The following is a 17,112-nucleotide window of genomic DNA, read 5'->3' as shown; positions in this document are numbered from 1 at the left end:
TCTGTTAAAATCACCCCTTACCTAAAACTTATCACTATATGCACCGTTTGGATTCCTTAGAGGGTATAACCAGATTGAAGGATCAAATAACGAGAAGCTCAGTACTCCAAAAAAGAATAGACGACATGCTGACCGATCCCAAAAAAATGATTGCCTTTACTAAGGCGGGAGGAATAGAGGAAATCATGGAAATCCTTGGGATTGAATACGCATTTGAAGTTGAAGTAAAGATGATGCGAAGCCCAGAGTATAAAGCCTTTGCAACGAAAAAAGCACTCCTTAGACTGTCGACAGTACCTATAAGACTGCCAATCTATTTACTCCAAAAACATACCAAAAAAACAATACTAGCTATCTTGATGGCCACACAATTGGATGGGTGCCAACACGCACTTCACCTGCCAACGGAAGTAGATTATATCGATTTCTTTAACAAACAAGGGGACCTTGATCTAAAAGTCGGACCCGCTGCTTGGGATGTGGAATTAGATCAAAGTCAAGGGGAATAATATTAGTATTTCCCATTTCGTCCAATTCAGATATTCTATAGGTTTTTCAACTGTTTTTTCGTACTACTCTGCAGATAATTCCCCTTTGAAATCACGCTTCGTCCCAATTCCTTTTCTGCGTGCTTGCGGGCACTACCCGCCACTCCGCCTCCATGTCTAGCCACTTTTTTATGCTCCACCATCACTTTTGGCTTTTCTTCGTGAGAAATTTCGGTTGTCATCTTTTCTCCGAGCATCGTGAAAATCAGTTCCAAGTCCGTCATGTTATCGTGTAAATTTGCTTTTGTTTTCTCGGGGATATTTTTGTATTTCTTGTATTCGCTCGGCGTCATGCCAAACGAGGCTTTAGAGATCTCAGCAGTCAAAATCACATAATCTTTTTCGTGCGTTAAGCCGCGATTCCTCCATTCATCCGTCAAATTCTGCCGAATCGCAATCCCACGCAAGCGCTTATCAATCCAATCTTTTGAATATCCTTTCTTTTCATACAATGCTTTCATCCGTTCTTGCGCCAATTCTGGATTTTCTATCTCATCAAGCCTCTCTTTCCCAATCTCAGCAAGCCACATTTTGAATGGCTCTGCTTTTGGAGAAGGGATGGATTGAATGGCTCTAAGTAAATCCTGAGTTGAAAAACAGTCTGTTAAATATTTTTTGCCATCAGATGAAGTCAATTTCAGCTGTACGATTTTTTCGTACAACTGACTTCCTTCTTTATCGAGTTTTTTTAAGATCGCTCCAATATCTTCTTGGCACTGTAGACTCCGTCAACACAGCGATCACATCAACGATTGAAAAATACCAAATCTTCCCCAGGTCATCCCAATGTCTGCGGATGCCATTCTGTTTAAACATGATAATCGAAGTCACTTTTTCACTCATAAGTTGAGAAATTAAATACAATCTCATTGTAGGTGAGCATCTACTCACCGCCAAGGCCTTTTGCGACATACACCATCACTCATTCTCGCTTTTCCCCCAATTCAGTCGTAAAATGTACTGGAATTTCCCTAACCCCACCCCCATGAACAAAGTCGTACATTTTGAATTCCCCTGGGACGACAAAGAACGAGCAAAGAAATTCTATGAGGGTGTTTTTGGATGGAAGCCTACCGAGTGGGAACAGTTCGGCTACACCAGTTGGCAGACTGGACCGATCAACGAGCAAATGCAGCCCAGCGAGCCCGGTTTCATCAATGGTGGATGCAGCAAGCGCGATCCGGAGATGCCTCACCCCATGTTTTACATGGATGTGGACAACATTGACGAAACTCTGGAGCAAATCGTAAAAAACGGCGGCGCCGTGGTCCGTGCCAAAACTCCTCTTGGCGAAGGCGGCTCCATGGGTTACCTCGCTTGGTTCAAAGATTCCGAAGGCAACATTTTGGGCCTCTCTCAATACACCAAGCCCGAGTAAATCCTTGCCCGGGCACAGATTTTGCCTCAATTCATGGCTTAAATAAGCCATTCTCTTTCATATTCGCGCTTTTCTTGACAAAAGCCAGCATCAGCCCGTAATATGCGGTCTCTTAAAAAGATCGCATGACTCTACTCACAGGATTTCCAGATCCAGATGCCGTAGAAGAAGAACCCTATGAGTTTCCCACCCCTCCAAAGGGTATCGAAAAAACATGGGACCTGGATGCAAGTGCACACCCTCTCATACTAAAGACGCGCACGCGCGTAGCTGGAGTTGAAAGTCTCCCCCCTCAAAGCACCGACGAGTTCTAAACCCTCACTTCTTTAAATAAGCCTTCAAAGTTGCGGCTGATTTTTTAAGTTGTTTCTTTTCGAGTCCATTCAGGGGAAGTTCAATGATTTGGGTCACGCCCGTGCTGTCGAGCACACATGGAACGCTGAGCGCCACGCCCTCCACTCCCCCAAAGCGATGGCCTTTTTCAAGGGGAATCGAAAGGGGCAAAACAATCCGTGAGTGTTGGAACACATGCACCATCAGCTCCTTGATCACCGTTCCAATCGAATAACAGGTGTAGCCCACATCATGAATGATGCGATACGCCGCCTCGCGCGTGTCTTTGTAAGATGCGCTCGCCATGCTTTTTGTGAATCCGGGCATCTTGGCCAGCGGCATCCCACCCACATTGGCACTGCTCCACACCGGGAAAGAGGTGTCGCCGTGCTCCCCCAAAACAAAGGCCTCCACACTTTTTGAGCTCAAACACAGTTGCTCCGAAAGATGAAAACGCAGGCGTGCGGTGTCGAGCATGGTTCCCGTTCCAAAAACCCGGCCCCAAGGCAATTTCGTCATTTTATAAAACTCATAAGTCAAAACATCCACAGGGTTGCTCACCAAAACAAAAATCGCCTTGGGCGAAACTTTTATGATTTTGCCGGCAATGTCTTTTAAAATGGCGCGGTTCTTGGCAATCAGATCCAAACGCGTCTCACCCGGCTGTTGCCGAGCCCCCGCCGTAATCACAACCAAGTGGGAATTTTTCGCATAAGCATAATCATCCGTCCCCAGCACTTTTGTGTAATTGAGGAAAGACATCGAATGTTCCATGTCGAGGACCAAGCCCTCCGCCTTCTCTTTGTTACGATCCAAAAGCACCAACTCCGTCGGAGTCCCATCCATGAGCATGGCATAAGCCGCCGTGGCCCCGACATTCCCCGCCCCAATCACGGTCACTTTGAATTGCGTTTGAAAAGAAGGAAGAGTGCAAGCGTTGGGCATGGTATATTGGCTAGATGGATCCAGTATAGCACCAAGTCTCTTCTTTTCTTGTAAGATTTTTGCTAGGCTGGCGTTACACCTAATGTTAGGCATTTTATGTCGACTCAAGAGAAGTTTGCCGAGGCGTACGACAAGTATGCGGATGCCATCTTTAGACACTGCTTCATCCGAGTCTACGACAGGGAGCTGGCCAAGGAGCTCATGCAAGAATCGTTCATGAAAGCCTGGAAGCATTATGGGGAAACGGGCGAAGGAGACATCGAAAATCTAAGAGCGCTGCTCTACAAGATTGCGACCAACCTCATCATCGACCACAGTCGTCGCCCCGGATCCAAAAAAGCAGCTTCCCTCGAAGATCTTGTGGAAGCGGGACTGGAACCCGGAGAAGACCACAGCAAGCAAATGAAAGATCAGCTGGATGCCAAAGAAGCGCTCAAGAGTCTAGACCTCCTGAAAGAAGAATACCGCGAAGTCCTCACCCTCCATTATCTGCAAGACCTCCCCTTGAACCAAACCGCCGAGATTCTAGGGATCAGTCCAAATTTAGTCTCCGTACGGCTCAACCGGGCCATGAAAGAACTCCGTAAACACTTTAAACACCATGAAAGAACTTAATCCGCTCAAAACCGCACTCGGCATCGTCCGACTCACCGTTCAAGAAAAAGAACAGGGTCGCCGCGAATTCATTGCATTCATGGAAAAAAAGAGCTTCTTAAGCCGATTCTTTGGTTCCATGCGCCGCCCGGCCATGTCCTTGGCCGCAAGCCTCGGAATTCTTGCCGTGTTCAGCAGCGGAGTTTCTTATGCCGCCGAATCTTCCCTCCCCGGAGACACATTGTATCCCATTAAAGTGGAGGTGAATGAGGAAGTTCAAGAGTTTTTCCGTTTCACCCCGGAAGCCAAAGCCGAATGGGACTTGGAACGGATGGCCCGCCGAATGGCCGAAGCCGAAGAACTTTCCACCCAAGGAAAACTGAGCGAAAAGGCTAAAATCGAGCTCAAAGCAAAACTGAAAGAACACGGGGATGAAATGAATTTCCGATTAGAAGAGCTCAAAGCCTCCGGCGCGGAAGAACAAAGCACCCAGCTCAGCGACAAACGAAAAGCTCTCTTCGACCTGCACCAAACAGCTACCCAAGAACTGCAAGCACCTTGATGTGCTCCCGTACCTCTCCCGCAACAATCATCCAAGCGGTATGGTGTGAATAATAGGCACGCCACAGGCAGAGGAACTCTTCCGCGGCAATTTCAATGCGCGCCCGCAAAGGATCATTGAGGATCAAAATCAATCGTTCCCCCTCTTCTTCGCGATACCCCACCACCACGCAATAATGACCATCCATATGCTCCGCACGCTTTCCATTCGGCAAAGGAAAATCTTTTATATTATGGAATTGCCACGCATCCGGATTCTTTGAATTCGGATCCCCCTCATCATAGGGAATCAAGAAGTTGATCAAAACCGGGTGACCCTCATCAATGGCTTCCACAATTTCCTGAATACAAGCCCCCTGCCTCACCCTGCAGTCAAAAAGTCGCATGAGGATAGTCGCCAAATCATCATTATCCACATCGGCTTCCTTACTGTGGCACAGCCCTTCTTCATCCACATGCTTCCAAGGCAGCTTTATGTTGTCTCCCGCACGAAACCGCCAAAGCATCTCAGCAGAATGCTTCCCACACCCATAGTGCTCATACGGTTGCCCCTCTAGCGGAACGGCCAACATCACCTCCATAAACCTGTTTTAAAACACAATCCTAACTCATCCCCCTTCCCCCTTCAAGAACTTTGCATTACACTGAGGCCCATCGGGGTGTAGCGCAGTTGGCTAGCGCGCGGCGTTCGGAACGCCGAGGTCGTGGGTTCAAGTCCCGCCACTCCGACCAATTCAAACTCATGCTCACCCCCATAAAAACCCGTTACGAAGCCTTCCACGAACTTTTCCCAAATGAAAAGGCCTTTCGTTGGAAGCAAATTGAAGAGAACCTTTTTAAACCTGAAAAAAAGGGGTGGATGGACATCACCAACCTTTCCAAGCCCATGCGTGAAGTTCTTGCGGAACAAGTTCCCTGGCTGGCCTACAAGGGCTCCCAAATCATGCGCAGCGCCAAAGGGGATACCCACAAAGCCCTGCTCGAGTTGGAGGACGGACAAAAAGTGGAAACCGTGCTCATGGAAAACAAACGAGGTGATTGGACCATTTGTGTATCGTCCCAGGTTGGCTGTGCCATGGCCTGCACTTTTTGCGCCACCGGAAAAATGGGTCTGCTCCGCAGCCTGACCAGCGACGAGATCACCGATCAATATCGATTTTGGCAGCATTTCATCGCCGCCGAACTCCAGGGCGAGCAGCGCATTTCCAATGTGGTGTTCATGGGAATGGGCGAACCACTCGCCAATTATGAAAATGTAAAAAAGACCATCCACACCTGGCTCAAAAACACCGATCTGGGCCCCACTCATATCGTGGTTTCCACCGTGGGTGTGCTCCCCATACTCGAAAAAATCCTCATCGATCCCGACTGGCCCGATGCCCGCCTCGCCATTTCCCTTCACAGCGCCGATCCCATCACCCGTAAGGAAATCGTGCCCAGCTCTTTTGAAGAGTTCATCCCCAAGCTCAAAGACTGGATCCAACGCTACCAGCAGATCCACGGCAACCGCCGCCACCACCTGTCGTTTGAATATGTCATGCTGCGCGCTGTCAATGACACCGACCACCACGCCGAAGTCCTGGCCGACCTGGTCCGCGAACTCAGCCAAACCCGCCGCCACGCCCACGAGCCCCTCAAAGTGAACATGATCCCTTACAACTTCACCGACATCGGCCTCGAGCGCTCCACCCGTGCCCAAATCGACCGCTTCAAAGCCATCCTCGAATCCCGCGGCGTCCCCGTCACCCTCCGCAAAACCATGGGCGACGACATCGCCGCCGCCTGCGGCCAATTGATAGTGCTGGGCGGGAAGAAGGGAGCTTAATCTTGAGAAGCTCCGTCTATCAAGCGCTTAAACTCATGACCCAACTGGCTTGCTATATTTTTCGTTGCCTCCACTGGATGTTTCCGTGCCCCATAATCAGTGAAATCGCTTACCATTGCATCAACAATGCATGCAGCCAAAGCTACATCTCCAACAACTTGATCACCAGTCCTTGTATAAACCCGTTCCCCACCAACATCAACAGCCACATAAGCTACACCAATCTTTACAGTAACCCCTCCACTGGAAGTATCTGTAACCGTAAGTAAATCATATCCGCTATATCCAGGCCCATGCTCACTCCGCTGTTCAATTAAATAAGATTTACCGTTTATTGTAATTTCTCTACTCAAGAACTGAAGCACTCCCTGAGTCTGAGCTTCTCCTATATATGGAGTCAACAACAGAACCTTCCAAATCGAAGCTTCCAAGACACCAGTTTGAACTTCAGGAGCTCCTGAGACAGCTTCTTTGTTACTCATCATTTAAAGGGTTAGTATTTTAAGTATAATATAATTAACAAAAAAGTCAAGTCGCCCACCCCGATGCAAGTGCTTTAGCCAACCCCTTTGCATCTTTCTTTAAAATGGTCTAAATTACCTCCATCTAAAAGCGAACGAGTCTATGCAGGACGACTTAAGGGACCGATTTGCACGCTTAAAAGAGAAGGTGCTTATAAAAAGACCTGTACTTAACGCCATTCTAAAGAAACGAGGTTCAAAAAAACTCTTCGAATACTCCCATGATTATGTGGATGTGAACCTGCCCCCTACCATTCCTCGAAGACAAAATGAATTCCTGGGTGTAATAGCGGAAGTAGTGGAAGCCCGTTTTGGTAAGAAATTGGCAGATTCCGTGGTCAATCAGCTTAAGAAATACTATTTCGTTTCTACCGCCGATCACGATGGCCCCATCACCCACCCCTTCTTTTTGAATTCCAATTTGCTGACGGCAGCAGCCATGGCTGATCATTCAGACTCTGCGATTCAAAATGTCATAGTGCTGGCTTGCGCCAATATTTCCGTGGACAATTCTTCCTTTCCCCGTGGACTCTTTTTTCACAATGTACGAGAAGGAAAACTGCAAACTCACCGCATGTCTTTCTTCTCCGCCAACACTCGCCCCGCCGCTGTTTACACCCTCCCTCCATATACCAAGGTAGAAGTGGAAAAAATTCTAAAAGAACTCAAAATCAAGCTCGATAAAGCTGAGATTGGCTCTATGGAATATGAAAAAATGAGTCAGCTCATGAAAGAAGTCTACGACCAACCCGAAGTGTACAACTCAAGTACTTACACAGAGCAAATCAGCAAAACCAATTTCAAACTTTGGCCACGACTCTTCGAAGCCAGCAAGGTGAAACTCCCCAACCTGGTTTACCTGGAATTGGAGGATATTGTCGTCCGCCTGCTCATCAAGCATCACCTCAATCAAGACACCATCTTAAACCACATCCTCTTTGACCCCACTTACGAACCCTACATCAATCAGTACTTTGAAGGGATTTTTGGATCTTTCTCACGAGCCGATGAATCAGGAACCTATCTGTTCTGGGCCCTGCCCAAAGGGAGCAAACACAATCTTCAACTCTGGAGAAAGGGCAATTTCTTGGTTTCCAAAGATGAATCTTACAAGATCGAACTCAAGCCAGAAATTATTCAAAAAGCCATGGAAGAAAAAGAACTTATCCCAGGTCTCTTACTGGCTTTTTCAACCGTTTCTTTTTACTACGGCGTGAAATGTCTTGGGGGATTCAACCAAGTGAACTACCTCACTCACATGAAGAACGGATACATTAAAATGAATGTAGATATTGGGAATTACCGCAGTATTGAAGTCTGCGCTCGGGCTCAAACCAAGGAAATCTGTGACGGACTCAGCTTTGCCTTTATGGAATATGGCGATCACGAGGTAGCCCTGGCCAGTGGCCCCGATTTAATTCTTTATGGTAAGGAGGACAGCTGGCAACGCCTGGTAGATTCCGCCAAACAAATCACTTTCGAAGAAGCCCTGACCCCACTGATGCCTGAAATGTACAAAATCTCCTACGACAAATCCGAATGGGACCCCGATTTGGAATCGATAACCGAGAAGGACCTCAACACCATGATCGGACTTCACGATAAGGCTGAACCTTGTATAGAGATTCCAGAAGTTTAAAGCACCATCTGTCGGCTCACTTCTACTGGAGCTGAATACCACCAGTCATCATTTCCCTCGAGAGGTTTCCCAAATGGGGGTGGCATAATCAAGTGCCCCCTTCTAGGAGCCAAGATTGGTGACCGCCCTTGTTCAGTAGCGTCAATCATTACAGGCTCTCCTTCTTGTACTTCCGCATAAGGTTCGAATTCGCGAGCCATAGTATAGCCAGCAGGTGCCCAAGCCCAGTCGGTAACCGTGTATAAGCGTTGTTCCATTTCTCTTGACTTTAATCCATAACGGCTAGGATCAATCATTCCCAATTGAGCCATAACAGAAAGCGTTCCTTGAGCAACGGTTTGACGCACTCGAGGGGTTTCTTTACCTCCTCCTTCTATTTCAGCAACTGGAATAGGATTATGCAAACCTCCGATGTAGTTTCCAAAAGCCACAGTCTTAGGTCCAGTAGGATTCTCTGCATCAAACTGGTTGTTGGTGATGTCAGCAATAAAAGTTTCAAGACCAATAGCATTTGCAAAAGCAGGATCACCCTTCTCGTGGAGTTTAAATCCAGGAATCTTTGAATGAGGGATAGTATGGAGATCCAAACCGTGTGTTGCTTCAAGTAAACCTGCTTGTGCCAACGCTCGCATTCTTTGAATATCCACAGAAGGATTATTCACATGAGCTTGAGCTAGAACATCATCTGCGGGAAGACGGTTGTAATTCAATCCACCAGGTATCACACGCTTTCCGTTTCGCGCTGCAGCAAGATTATTGGCCGCTACAATCACACGACCTCGCTCCAGTTGAACTTTTCCACTCATAAGTGCAGGGAGAATCGCACCTGATCCGGGTTCATCTCCATGAGTATGAGTACCAATGAACAATACTGGATCAGAAGGTCCAGCTTGCTCTCCGCGGAATTCTTTAACCCCGGGAACTCCTCGGTATTCTGAATCCATCAATCCCTTATTAGCTCTGTCGAGAGTTCGCTTTGAGTAATCAAATTGGCTTGTTTCCATTGGATAAGGGAGTTATAGTTGCTAGCTCAGGAGCATATAACATATTAACTTGCTTGTCAAATGCTAAATCAAGCCCCAGGCAGAACGGAGTACACAAGAGCTGCCGAACTCAGCGCTCGAGAAGATGTTTTACAAGAGCCCGTTACTGAAGAAGTAGCGGCTCTTCGGTCTAAAATCATCTGTTTGTTACAAATGGAAGCCGAGGGAAAACTGCAATCCAGGCCCGTTAATCTTGCCAACTATGGTTTAGAAGAAGCCCCCACCGATGCCGTGGTGGATGCTCAACTGTCTTATTTAGAAGCAGTGGTGAACGGCCTGCGGGACGACTGCCCTGAGGAACTGCTGGCCAAACAGACACTTTTGGAAGTGTATTATGTAGGTTTCGATGGCTTGACTCATAAGGGCCAAATAGTGGTGGATGAGGAGCTGGCAAACGAGGTGGAAGAGGTATTTGCTGCTGCTTTTAAGACAAAGTTTCCCGTCCGATCCGCTATCCCCGTTTCCCAGTTTGAATGGGATGACGATGCCTCCATGCTGGTAGACAACAGCTCCGGCTTCAATTACCGCACTATTGCAGGCACCACCATCATGTCCCGACACGCAAAGGGGCGTGCGGTGGATATCAATCCCCTGCTGAATCCCCATTACCGCAAAGACGGCAGCATCGTCCCCGAAGGAGCCATTTATGAAGCAGGAAAGCCAGGAGTACTTGTTGACGGTGACGCCGTGGTATCCACATTCAAAGCCAAAGGTTGGGAGTGGGGCGCCGAATGGAACGGGGAGCAAGATTGGCAACACTTCGACAAAGCATAGCAAGACCCAGCCAAACCCGTTATAATCACAGAGCATCTATGTTTTTTCTGCAATCCCAAGCCGGTACAAGCCCAGCTGAACAGAAGGCGTTCATATTCGAAAAACGCCCTCTGCTTAAAGAGTTGATCGAGAAATATGGGGATCTGTCTTTAAAGGACTTTGCCATTGCCAACCTGAAAAACCTACCTACCCCCGCCCAAGAACGCCAGGAAGAGTTTTTACGCAGCTTTCATAAAATCGTAGCTAGCCGCCTGAGCATAGCCAAAGCCGACGAGGTCAAAACTCAACTAGAGCATTATTACGGAGCCTCCAGCGCCGATCACCACGGAACCCTCAACTCCAGCCTGCCAACCAGCGCCGACCTGATGCTGGCCGCAGCAGCCGCTGAACTCAACGACCCCGTGCTAAAAAATGTGGTAGTACTGTCCTGTGCCAGCGTTTCTCTCAATAACGAAGACTATCCCCGTGGCCTTTTGTTCCACTCAGAAAAAAATGGTTCCTATGAACTCCAAAAGCTCTCTATTTTACCAAGCAACAGCCACAGCAGCCTGGTTTATGGTTTCAGACCCTACACTCTGGAAGAAATTGTAAAAATTGAGAAGGCCCTGCATGAGAAAGTGCGGAACGGAGAAGTCAGCCCTCAAGAAGCCGACAAACTCTTTGCGGTACTCACGGAAATTTATAAAAAGCCTGAAATCCTCTCAGCGCCTTCTTTATGTGATCAATTCACTCAGATCAACTATGAACTGTGGGAAAAAATCTTCAAAAACGAGCCCCAGGCCAAAAGCCTTATTTATGTGGATCTGGAAACCCTGGTCACAGAACTGCTCCTAGAGAACCACCTGCAAAGCGAAAGCCTCATCCATAAACTGATCTTCGACCCCAGCCAAGCCACATTCCTGGACTCCCTCACAACAGCCATGGAAGAATTTTTGCGTCAAGGCAACCTGGCTACCCACCTCTTTTGGTGGGTGAATCCAGAAAAAAATACTCGAACTAAACTTCAAAAAAAAGACGGCCAGCTCTGCACCGAAGACGGCGCTTTCAGCCTCCCCTTCACCCCCGAGGCCGTGGCCCAGGCTTTGCGGAAAAAAGCCCTCATGCCCAACCTGCTGCTCATCTACACGGTGATACACCTGTATTACGGCTTCAACTGTTTGGGCGGCTTCAACCAAATGCACTACCTAGCGTCCATGAAAGAAGTCTACAACCGAGCCGGAGCCGACTCAGACCTCTGCCAAGCCAACAGTACTTTATATAACTACGGACTCAACACCCTTTTCTTGGAAGCGAAGCGCCCAGCCCTCAACCTGGACCTCCTGCTCCACGGCACAGGAAAGACCTTGGAGGAATCTCAAGAAGCTCTAAGCAAGATCATTCTTGCGAATGCCTTTGAAAGCAACTGGCCAATTATTTATGATATCCTGTGTAACGAACCCCAACCCTAATGATCATCTGCATCAACGGAAAATGGATGAACGATAAACAAGCCAAAATATCTGTTTTGGACAACGCTTTCCTCTATGGCGATGGTTTTTACGACACCATGCGCACCTACAAAGGCAAAGTCTTGGAACTCGAATTGCATGTCCAAAGGGTTTTACACTCCGCTCAAGTCATGAATATTGAGCTTCCTTGGACAGAGAAGCAGCTCAAAAATTGGATTCAAGGAACCGCCGATCGAAATAAAGCAAAGTCAGCACGAGTACGCATCACGATTTCTCGAGGAGTGAATGATTTTGATTTCACCTGCACCAAAAATCCTCTTGCCGTGGTCACATGCGAGCCTCTTATCCTCAACCCAAAAGATTATTCCAGTGGAGTTTCCGTGGTAACCATGCATTTACAGCGCATTTTGCCAGAAATAAAAACTGTGGGCCTCACTCATATGGTCGTGGCTTATAAAGAACTTTTTCCAAAAGGTATTTATGAAGCTCTTATAGTAAGCCCAGACGGAAACATTCCCGAAGGAGCCTCAACCAACCTGATGATTGTGAAAAACGGGAAAATCATCACACCAAAAACAGGCATGCTACCAGGGCTCACTCGAAAACGAGTTTTGGCCCTTGCCAAAAAACTAGCAATCCCAGTCATCCAAAAAAACATAAAACTCGGCGCCCTCAAATCCGCCGATGAAATCTTTCTCACCAATCGCCCGCGAGAGCTTATTCCCGTCACCAAGCTCAATAATAAAAAGGTGGGCAACGGAAAACCTGGACCCATCACAAAAAAACTCATGGACGCTTACCAGGACTACATTGCGGAATATATGGAAGCAAATGCCGCCTCAACCATGGGTTGAATTTCCGCAAAGGCCTTAAAAGAAAAATACGCTCCATAACCGATCAAAACCATAGATCCCACAAACATGAGCTTTTTAATCATCCACGCATGGAAAACTTGACGAACCGCATAAGTAAGACCACAGACAATTAAGCCAGCGGCAACTCCACCCAAATTTACATTCATAGCAAAAGTGGCAGGACCACTGGAGCCCGCATAAGAAGCATAAAGACTGCCCACAATCATAAGGGAAAAGACCACCGCCATAGGATTAAACAAACTCACTATAAATCCCTTCACAAAATCGTTGTCAAAAAAAGTGAGCCGATGCCCATGAAGTTTAATATAAGTCAAACGACCTGGTTTTTCATGGAGAGAGTTGAAGCCCATTCGAATCAAAATACAACCCGCAAAAGTCCACATCACCACCTTGACCCACTGATTTTCAACAAAGTGCGCAATGCCATAAGTGGCCATGAGCAAATAAACAATATCCACAACAAAAGATCCCAAAATAACCTGAAGTTGATACCAAAAACCCTTCTTTGGATTCAATCCTTCACGAATAGCATAGAGACTCAATGGGCCAAGGACAAAACCTTGAGTGAACCCGAACAGAAATGCTTCCGGCGTGAACATATTTATTTTTGTTTCCCTGTATTGTAACACAATTTACGCAACTTTGGAAGGGCTGACGCCCCTCAAATACTTAATGGTTCGGCCCTGAGCAAGATACTTTTTTTCGTATTGAGTTTGGATTTGGGTCAAAATCGAATCGACCCCCATGGCGTCATCCTCGGCGGCGCCATAAATGTCAGCCAGGGCCTCCTCCACCATAAACCCTTCCAAAGGCAGCATTTCTTTGCTGAATTCAAACAAAGCGGCGTCGTCCGTCTTCAGGTGCAGCAAGCCGCCGGGCTTTAAAATGCGCCGATACATTTCCAGGAATCTGCGCGAGGTCAAACGGCGTTTGGCGTTGCCCTTGGTGGGATGCGGATTGGGGAAAGTGATCCAGATTTCATCCACCTCGCCATCGGCAAAAAAATCTCCCAAATTTGCAATTTGTGTGCGCAGAAATTTGGCGTTGGACACCTTAAGATCCGCTGCTTTTTGCGCGCCAAACCACATCCGGCTCCCTTTAATGTCCACGCCAATCACCGTGTTGGTCGGAAAACGCTGGGCCAGCGCAAGCGTGTAATCCCCTCCTCCGCACGCCAATTCCAAAACAACGCGAGGCCCCCACGAGCCCCGCAAATCCATTTTTTCACCCCGTTGAAAAGCCAGGGTCGGCTCAAAAACATGTGCCATTTCTTTCATCTCCGCAAAATGTTTGAGTTTTCGTCGCGCCATCTGATGAACTTGTAAAAATAGAGAGAGAAAGCTAAGCTAAAACCGAACTTCAAAAAATCTTATGACACAAAGAATTAAAAAAATCCAGATGCAAATCGTTCCCATTTTAAAAAAAGCGGGCGTGGTCCGTTCGGGAATTTTTGGATCTTTTGCTCGAGGCGAAGAAACCCCTGAGAGCGATTTAGACATCTTGGTGGAACTGGAAAAAGGCAAGACCTATTTTGATCTCGTGCGCCTAAAAAGCGATTTAGAAGAAATCGTGGAGAGAAAGGTAGACATAGGGACTTACAACTCGATCCGCCCCTCTCTAAAAGAAAGAATCCTTAAAGATGAAGCAAAAATCTTATGAAGAAAGATGAACAGGAGTATCTCAAGCACATTCTTGAGTGCTTGGAATCGATCGAGGCATACACGAAAGGAATCGATTTGGTAAATTTTTTGTCAGATGAAAAGACCCAAGACGCAGTTCTAAGAAAATTTGAAGTGATCGGAGAGGCCACAAAACAATTACCCCAGGAATTTAGAAAAGACCTTGCTCACATCTCCTGGAAGGATGCATGTGGAATGCGCGATATGATTATTCATCACTACTTTGACCTCGACATGGAATTGATTTGGAGAACCATTCAAGAAGATCTTCCTCCTTTCAAAAAAGACATTCAAAAACTAATAAAGTGAAAAACTCCAAATTCCTCACCCTTTTCATCATCGTCTTTTTAGATTTGATGGGGATTGGGATCATGATTCCGGTGCTGGCGCCCATGATGCTCGACCCCATGAGCACCTTGGTGCCAACACTGTGGACGGAGGCCACGCGGAACATTGCGCTGGGCGTGCTGGTGGCGGTGTATCCGCTGGGACAATTTTTTGGGGCGCCCATTCTTGGCACACTCTCGGACCGCTATGGACGCAAAAAAATGCTCTCCATCTCTTTGATAGGAACCTTTTTTGGGTATTTGCTGTTTGCCGTGGGAATCGTGACTCAACAACTGTGGTTGCTCTATTTTAGCCGCGCCCTGGACGGATTTACGGGAGGAAACATCAGTGTGGCCAATTCCGCCATTGCCGATATGAGCACCGACGAGACCCGCGCCAAAAACTTTGGCCTTATTGGAATGGCGTTTGGGCTGGGCTTTGTGGTGGGACCATTTTTGGGCGGAAAGCTGGCCGATCCATCTATATTACCGTGGTTCGGCCCCGCGGTACCGTTCTATTTTGCCGCACTGCTTTCCGCCCTCAGCCTCACCTTGCTCACCTTTTTCTTTAAAGAAACCCTCAAAAACCCAACCCATCAGCGGGTACACCTCTTTTTGGGCTTCCAGCACATCGCCAAGTCCTTCCACATGAAACATCTGCGCTCCATCTTTTTGGTGGTCTTCCTCCACGCCCTTGGTTTTTGTTTTTATACCCAATTTATGCCAGTCTTCTTGGTTCAAAAGTACGAAATGAGCAGTGCACAAATCGGCACCTTGTTTGGTTTCGTGGGGATTTGGATCGCCCTAAGTCAGGGGCTTTTCACACGCATCGCCGCACGATATTTGAGCCCACAAGGCACGCTTCGCTTCTCCATACTCTGCCTCTCGGCCACTCTTTTCGTGGTTCCATTTATTCCCAGCGTCACCCTCCTTTACCTCAGCCAGCCCTTTCTCGCCCTCTTTGAAGGACTCACCTTCCCCAACACCACCGCCGTGGTTTCACAGATCAGCAAACCCAGCGAACAAGGCGAAGCCATGGGCATCACCCAATCTTTGCGCGCTTTGGGCCAAGCCATTCCCTCGCTGGTGGCCGGATTTTTAGTGACTATAAACGAAAATTTAGCCATTTTAACAGGTGCGGTGATAATCCTCTTGGCATGGATTATTTTTGTGATATCCTTCAAGCCGAAGCGCAGCGGAGGCTAAGCAAAAAGGTTGCGAAAGCAACATCAATATCAAGCCGCAGCGAACCACAACCTAACTTTCCATCCTATGAATCGCACCGAAACCACTGAAGCTCTTAAAGAAAAATTCCAAACCTGGGCGGATGAACTCGAGGAACTGCAAGAAGAGTTTGATAATTTGTATGACACCGACGAAGACTGGAGCGACACCGACGACGAAAACGGCGAGGTTTTGCATGATCTCCACATGGGTTTAGAAAACATGCGTCTCACCCTGGATGAACTCGAACAATCCGACGAAGAAGGCTTTGAAGAGATTCTGGCTGCCCTCGAAAGTGAAATGGAGGAATTCGAGGAAAGCATGAGCCAAGCGCGAGACCTGGTGAAAGCCGCTTAATGGATCTCTACTCCTACCCGCTTCCCAAAGACCGTATTGCAAAAAAGCCCGCTTCCCCGCGAGATCATTCGAAGCTGCTCATTTACAATACTCAAACGGATCAAGTCCAGTTTGATCGTTTCATCAACCTGCATAAATATCTCCCGACGGATTCTTTTTTAGTGATGAATGAGAGCAAAGTGCTCCCCGCAAGAGTACTGGCCAAACGAGAAAATGGTGAAGAAGTGGAATTGATGATTTTGCCCAGCGAAGTGGATCACGCTGCCGGCACAGTAAAGGCCACCGCCAACAAACGGCTCCGTTTGGGGCAGCGCATTGTGCTCAAACCAGAGGCCCTTTTAGAAGTGACCGAAGACACCGAGAAAGCATTCACATTCCGGGCCCTCTTTGACCTTCACCAACTCCCAAAGCTCTTGCTGGAGATCGGCCACACCCCTGTTCCCCATTACATCGGGACTTCCGAGCTCAGCGAGGCGGAGCTCCGCAAAAAATATCAAAGCATTTTTGCAAAAAATCCGGGCTCCGTCGCAGCCCCCACCGCCTCGCTGCACTTCACGCCTCGCGTGTTCAAAAAACTGGCGGCGGCCGGTATCCCAAGCTGTTTCGTGACGCTGCACATCGGCCTGGGGACTTTTGCGCCGGTGCTTCCGGAACACTTTGAAACCGGCACCCTCTACCAAGAACACACCACCATTTCCCCCCAGGCCGCCAAAGAAATTCGCGCCCTCAAAGCCGCCGGCCGCCGCTGCACCGCGGTGGGCACCACTGCCGTGCGAACACTGGAAAGTTTCGCCCTCGGCCACAAAGAAACCACCAATCTCTTCATTTTTCCACCTTTTGAATTCGCGCTGGTGGACCAACTGCTCACCAATTTCCATCTCCCCAATTCCTCTCTCATGATGCTAGTCGAAGCCTTTTTACAGCACAAGAAAGCCAAACGACACCTCAAAGACCTCTACGCGCTGGCTATCCAAAATGATTTTCGCTTCTATTCATTTGGCGACTCGATGCTCATCCTGTAAAATAAACTCACCTAACCTCC

General features: G+C 47.9%; 18 protein-coding genes, 1 tRNA gene and 1 pseudogene. 14 read left to right on the top strand and 6 right to left on the bottom strand.

Features of this window, described 5'->3' with window-relative positions; translation table 25 throughout:
- Positions 1-125 precede the first annotated feature (125 nt).
- Positions 126-509 (top strand): hypothetical protein, encoded by a 384-nt coding sequence (locus tag WC777_03860; GenBank protein ID MFA6024321.1) that lies wholly within the window; start codon positions 126-128, stop codon positions 507-509.
- A gap of 35 nt (positions 510-544) precedes the next feature.
- Here WC777_03860 and WC777_03855 read toward each other — a convergent pair whose 3' ends face one another.
- On the bottom strand, positions 545-1,351 hold the full coding sequence (locus WC777_03855; GenBank protein ID MFA6024320.1) for a BRO family protein: 807 nt from the start codon (positions 1,349-1,351) through the stop codon (positions 545-547).
- Here WC777_03855 and WC777_03850 point away from each other — a divergent pair.
- Positions 1,345-1,926 carry a VOC family protein gene (locus WC777_03850; protein MFA6024319.1) on the top strand — a complete coding sequence of 194 codons (582 nt, stop codon included), beginning with the start codon at positions 1,345-1,347 and terminating at the stop codon, positions 1,924-1,926. The genes WC777_03855 and WC777_03850 overlap by 7 nt on opposite strands.
- A gap of 333 nt (positions 1,927-2,259) precedes the next feature.
- Here WC777_03850 and WC777_03845 read toward each other — a convergent pair.
- Positions 2,260-3,204 (bottom strand): annotated as a pseudogene (locus tag WC777_03845) (L-lactate dehydrogenase).
- A 96-nt stretch (positions 3,205-3,300) separates the two neighbouring features.
- Between WC777_03845 and WC777_03840 the strand changes: the two are divergent.
- The 4 genes from WC777_03840 (at position 3,301) to rlmN (ending at position 6,184) form a co-directional block, all read left to right on the top strand.
- The gene (locus WC777_03840; GenBank protein MFA6024318.1) at positions 3,301-3,819 is read left to right on the top strand and encodes an RNA polymerase sigma factor; all 519 of its coding nucleotides are present in this window, start codon (positions 3,301-3,303) and stop codon (positions 3,817-3,819) included.
- Positions 3,806-4,753: a DUF5667 domain-containing protein gene (locus WC777_03835; protein ID MFA6024317.1), complete on the top strand. Its 948-nt coding sequence runs from the start codon at positions 3,806-3,808 to the stop codon at positions 4,751-4,753. The genes WC777_03840 and WC777_03835 overlap by 14 nt, the downstream gene beginning before the upstream one ends.
- Before the next feature lie 261 nt (positions 4,754-5,014).
- Positions 5,015-5,091, top strand: a tRNA-Pro gene (locus WC777_03830).
- A gap of 10 nt (positions 5,092-5,101) precedes the next feature.
- Positions 5,102-6,184, top strand: coding sequence for a 23S rRNA (adenine(2503)-C(2))-methyltransferase RlmN (rlmN, locus tag WC777_03825; GenBank protein ID MFA6024316.1), 1,083 nt, complete (start codon positions 5,102-5,104; stop codon positions 6,182-6,184).
- Here the strand turns inward: rlmN and WC777_03820 are convergent.
- Complete coding sequence (locus WC777_03820; GenBank protein MFA6024315.1) at positions 6,181-6,666, bottom strand: hypothetical protein; 486 nt, start codon at positions 6,664-6,666, stop codon at positions 6,181-6,183. The genes rlmN and WC777_03820 overlap by 4 nt on opposite strands.
- 142 nt (positions 6,667-6,808) lie before the next feature.
- Between WC777_03820 and WC777_03815 the strand changes: the two genes are divergently transcribed.
- Positions 6,809-8,344: a hypothetical protein gene (locus WC777_03815; protein ID MFA6024314.1), complete on the top strand. Its 1,536-nt coding sequence runs from the start codon at positions 6,809-6,811 to the stop codon at positions 8,342-8,344.
- Here the strand turns inward: WC777_03815 and WC777_03810 are convergent.
- On the bottom strand, positions 8,341-9,348 hold the full coding sequence (locus WC777_03810) for a hypothetical protein (protein MFA6024313.1): 1,008 nt from the start codon (positions 9,346-9,348) through the stop codon (positions 8,341-8,343). The genes WC777_03815 and WC777_03810 overlap by 4 nt on opposite strands.
- Positions 9,349-9,408: 60 nt before the next feature.
- Here WC777_03810 and WC777_03805 point away from each other — a divergent pair, with 60 nt between their 5' ends.
- Genes WC777_03805 through WC777_03795 form a run of 3 tightly spaced genes read left to right on the top strand, consistent with a single transcriptional unit; the run spans position 9,409 to position 12,502 of the window.
- Entirely contained in the window at positions 9,409-10,161 is a 753-nt protein-coding gene (locus tag WC777_03805) for a M15 family metallopeptidase (protein MFA6024312.1), read from the top strand.
- A 38-nt stretch (positions 10,162-10,199) separates the two neighbouring features.
- On the top strand, positions 10,200-11,609 hold the full coding sequence (locus WC777_03800; protein ID MFA6024311.1) for a hypothetical protein: 1,410 nt from the start codon (positions 10,200-10,202) through the stop codon (positions 11,607-11,609).
- Entirely contained in the window at positions 11,609-12,502 is an 894-nt protein-coding gene (locus WC777_03795) for an aminotransferase class IV (GenBank protein MFA6024310.1), read from the top strand. Before WC777_03800 ends, WC777_03795 begins: the two co-directional genes overlap by 1 nt.
- Here WC777_03795 and WC777_03790 read toward each other — a convergent pair.
- Both WC777_03790 and trmB read right to left on the bottom strand, forming a co-directional pair.
- Positions 12,415-13,083, bottom strand: coding sequence for a LysE family transporter (locus tag WC777_03790; GenBank protein MFA6024309.1), 669 nt, complete (start codon positions 13,081-13,083; stop codon positions 12,415-12,417). The two genes, WC777_03795 and WC777_03790, sit on opposite strands and share 88 nt — an antisense overlap.
- A 33-nt stretch (positions 13,084-13,116) precedes the next feature.
- A complete protein-coding gene (gene trmB / locus WC777_03785; protein ID MFA6024308.1) occupies positions 13,117-13,794 on the bottom strand; it encodes a tRNA (guanosine(46)-N7)-methyltransferase TrmB in 678 nt (225 codons plus the stop codon).
- A 61-nt stretch (positions 13,795-13,855) separates the two neighbouring features.
- On the opposite strand from trmB, the gene WC777_03780 reads away from it, so the two are divergent.
- The 4 genes from WC777_03780 to queA all read left to right on the top strand — a co-directional run bounded on the left by WC777_03780 (position 13,856) and on the right by queA (position 17,092).
- A complete protein-coding gene (locus WC777_03780; protein ID MFA6024307.1) occupies positions 13,856-14,227 on the top strand; it encodes a nucleotidyltransferase family protein in 372 nt (123 codons plus the stop codon).
- Between the two features lie 241 nt (positions 14,228-14,468).
- Positions 14,469-15,695: an MFS transporter gene (locus WC777_03775; GenBank protein MFA6024306.1), complete on the top strand. Its 1,227-nt coding sequence runs from the start codon at positions 14,469-14,471 to the stop codon at positions 15,693-15,695.
- Positions 15,696-15,761: 66 nt separating this feature from the next.
- On the top strand, positions 15,762-16,070 hold the full coding sequence (locus WC777_03770) for a hypothetical protein (GenBank protein MFA6024305.1): 309 nt from the start codon (positions 15,762-15,764) through the stop codon (positions 16,068-16,070).
- Positions 16,070-17,092, top strand: coding sequence for a tRNA preQ1(34) S-adenosylmethionine ribosyltransferase-isomerase QueA (gene queA, locus WC777_03765; protein MFA6024304.1), 1,023 nt, complete (start codon positions 16,070-16,072; stop codon positions 17,090-17,092). Before WC777_03770 ends, queA begins: the two co-directional genes overlap by 1 nt.
- Positions 17,093-17,112: the final 20 nt, after the last annotated feature.

Source organism: Candidatus Gracilibacteria bacterium (assembly GCA_041661045.1).
In the GTDB taxonomy this organism is placed as follows: domain Bacteria; phylum Patescibacteriota; class Gracilibacteria; order UBA1369; family 2-02-FULL-48-14; genus 2-02-FULL-48-14.
The sequence above is the reverse complement of the archived record's forward strand: the minus strand, read 5'-3'. Positions and strand labels throughout refer to the sequence as shown.